Genomic DNA, 2,951 nt, shown 5'->3' with positions numbered 1-2,951 from the left:
GCCGCGGCGGCGGCCAGCGGCGCGCCGATGCCGCGCAGCGGCGCGAGCCAGGGCCGCTGCCAGTCGATGTGCGCGAAGCCGGCGTCCGCCGCGCCGCGCCCGCCGTCGGCCCCGCCCGCGGGCTGCGGCGCCGCCTCCGCGCGCCGCATCTCAGCCCCGCGACGCGCGCGCGGCACGCCGGTCGCGCACGTAGACATGGCTGTTGCGGCGCTCGACCTCGAACAGCTGGCTCGCCTCGATCAGGTCGCTGAGCTTCTTGTAGCCGTAGTTGCGCGGGTCGAAGGAGGCCTGGTTGCCGATCTGCTTGCCGACCGCGCCGAGCGGCGACCAGCCGTCCTCGGCCGCGGCGCCCTCGACCGCGTTGCGCAGCAGCGTCACGAGCCGCGCGTCCTGCTTCAGCGCGAGCGTCGAGGCCGGGCCCGGCGCGTGCGCCACCTCCTCCACCGCCGGGGCGGGGGGCTCGGCGACCGCGGCCTGTCCCTTGCGACCGCGGCGTGCGGGCGCGGGCGCGGCCTCGGCCACTGGCTCCTCGACGGCCGCCGCCTTGGCCTTGCGGCCGCGGCGCGGCGCGGCCTCGGCCGGGGCCGGCGCGGCCACCGGGACGGGTGCGGCGGCACCGTCGAGCGCGCCGAGCGTCTCGAGGTAGAGGAAGCGGGAGCAGGCATTGACGAAGGGCTCGGGCGTCTTCTTCGCGCCGAACCCCCACACGATCGCGCCCTTGGCGCGCAGGTGCATCACCAGCGGCGTGAAGTCGGCGTCCGAGGACACGATGCCGAAGGCCTCGGGCCGGTCGGTGTAGAGCAGGTCGAGCGCGTCGATCGCCATCACCATGTCGGTGGCGTTCTTGCCCTTGGAGTAGTCGAACTGCTGGATCGGGCGGATCGCGTACTCGTGCAGCACCTGCTCCCAGCCCTTGAGCTCGTTCTTCTTCCAGTTGCCGTAGGCGCGGCGGATGTTGGCGACGCCGAACTTGGCCAGCTCGGCCAGGATCACGTCGATCTTGGCCGCCGGCGAGTTGTCGGCGTCGATGAGCAGCGCGATGCGCGCGTCGGGCTGGTAGTTCATGGTGCTTGCCGCGGCCTCAGGCCAGCTTCCACGCGATCGTCTCGCCGGCGCGCAGCGGCTTGAGCTGCGCGTCGCCGAAGGGCACCGACTCGGGCACCGTCCAGTCCTGCTTCTCGATCGTCACGGTGTCCGTGTTGCGCGGCAGGCCGTAGAAGTCGGCGCCGAAGAAGCTCGCGAAGCCCTCCAGCCGCTCGAGCGCGCCCGCCGTGTCGAAGGCCTCGGCGTAGAGCTCGATCGCCGCGTGCGCGGTGTAGCAGCCGGCGCAGCCGCTCGCGTGCTCCTTCAGGTGCGCCGGGTGCGGCGCGCTGTCGGTGCCGAGGAAGAACTTCGGGCTGCCGGAGGTCGCCGCGGCAACCAGCGCACGGCGGTGCTCCTCCCTCTTGAGCACCGGCAGGCAGTAGTAGTGCGGGCGGATGCCGCCCTGGAAGATCGCGTTGCGGTTGTAGAGCAGGTGGTGCGCGGTGATCGTCGCGCCGATCGGCCCGGCGGCCTCGGCGACGTACTGCGCCGCGTCGCGGGTCGTGATGTGCTCGAAGACGACCTTCAGCTCGGGGAAGTCGCGGCGCAGCGGGATCAGCTTGGTGTCGATGAAGGCCTTTTCGCGGTCGAAGAGGTCGATCTCCGAGTCGGTCACCTCGCCGTGCACCAGCAGCGGGATGCCGTGGCGCTGCATCGCCTCGAGCGTCGCGTAGGTCTTCCTCAGGTCGGTGACGCCGGCGTCGCTGTTGGTCGTGGCGCCGGCCGGGTAGAGCTTGACGGCGGCGACGCCGGCGTCCTTCGCGCGCGCGATCTCGTCGGCCGGCAGCTTGTCGGTGAGATACAGCGTCATCAGCGGCTCGAAGCGCAGCCCGGCCGGCACCGCGGCGAGGATGCGCTCGCGGTAGGCCAGCGCCTGTGCGGCGGTGGTCACCGGCGGGCGCAGGTTGGGCATGATGATGGCGCGGCCGAACTGGCGCGCGGTGTCGGGCACCACGGCGGCCATCGCGGCGCCGTCGCGCACGTGCAGATGCCAGTCGTCGGGGCGGGTCAGGGTCAGGCGGGTGCCCGGGGCGGCGCCTTGCGCGGCGGGGGCGGCGGTGGGAAGGGTTTCGGCACTCATGTCAATATTGTCCCATCCGGCCGCCGCGAGGCAGGCCGCCGTACGGAACGAAGCCACGCCGCGCAGGGTCGCAAGCGCATCCCGCTGCCCGACACCCGGGGCGGCCGGACAGAAGGATCACGGCGCGGCCGGCCCGGTCGCCCTCAGCCAGAAGGAAATGTCCCCATGAAACGCTCACTGATTCTCGCCGGCCTGGTGCTGGCGCTCGCCGGCTGCTCGACCACCAGCCCGGACGTGGTCTCGCGCGACCAGGCCCAGCGCCTGCAGCAGGTGCAGGACGGCACGCTGCTGTCGGTGCGCGACGTGGTGGTCGAGGGCACGCAGAGCGGCATCGGCGCCGCCACCGGCGGCGTGGTCGGCGGACTGGCCGGCTCGTCGGTGGGCGGCGGCCGCGGCGCAGTGGCCGCCAGCGTGCTCGGCGCGGTCGCGGGCGGCGTGCTCGGCAATGCCGCCGAGCGCTCCGGCACGCGCGAGCAGGCGGTCGAGCTGCTGGTGCAGCTGCGCAACGGCGAGCGGCGCATGATCGTGCAGGCGCGCGGCGACCAGGCGCTCGTGCCCGGCGACCCGGTGCTGCTGGTGAGCTCCGGCGGCAAGACGAAGGTCGTGAAGGCGCGCTGAGGCGCGCCACCCGCGGCGAGGAGGCGCGGGACGCGCCTTCCCCTCAGTGCTGGAGGATCTTCGACAGGAAGTCCTGCGCGCGCGGCGAGCGCGCCTCGGGATTGCCGAAGAACTCCTCCTTCGCGCAGTCCTCGACGATGCGCCCCTGGTCCATGAAGATCACGCGGTG

The 2,951-nt window shown here is 73.3% G+C and carries 3 protein-coding genes and 1 pseudogene; 1 reads left to right on the top strand and 3 read right to left on the bottom strand.

Features of this window, described 5'->3' with window-relative positions; all coding sequences use genetic code 11:
• Positions 1-150 precede the first annotated feature (150 nt).
• Both D3A59_RS00635 and pyrC read right to left on the bottom strand, forming a co-directional pair.
• A complete protein-coding gene (locus D3A59_RS00635) occupies positions 151-1,065 on the bottom strand; it encodes an NYN domain-containing protein (RefSeq protein ID WP_119152994.1) in 915 nt (304 codons plus the stop codon).
• 16 nt (positions 1,066-1,081) lie between these two features.
• Positions 1,082-2,164 carry a dihydroorotase gene (gene pyrC, locus D3A59_RS00630; protein WP_119152993.1) on the bottom strand — a complete coding sequence of 361 codons (1,083 nt, stop codon included), beginning with the start codon at positions 2,162-2,164 and terminating at the stop codon, positions 1,082-1,084.
• Positions 2,165-2,329: 165 nt separating this feature from the next.
• Between pyrC and D3A59_RS00625 the strand changes: the two genes are divergently transcribed.
• On the top strand, positions 2,330-2,782 hold the full coding sequence (locus tag D3A59_RS00625; protein WP_119152992.1) for an outer membrane lipoprotein: 453 nt from the start codon (positions 2,330-2,332) through the stop codon (positions 2,780-2,782).
• Positions 2,783-2,825: 43 nt separating this feature from the next.
• Here D3A59_RS00625 and D3A59_RS26070 read toward each other — a convergent pair.
• A pseudogene (locus D3A59_RS26070) lies at positions 2,826-2,951 on the bottom strand (amino acid ABC transporter ATP-binding protein); the annotation flags it as partial.

The sequence above is a fragment of the Caldimonas tepidiphila genome (assembly GCF_003569765.1).
In the GTDB taxonomy this organism is placed as follows: Bacteria; Pseudomonadota; Gammaproteobacteria; order Burkholderiales; family Burkholderiaceae_C; genus Caldimonas; species Caldimonas tepidiphila.
This window is presented reverse-complemented; position numbering and strand designations above follow the sequence as displayed.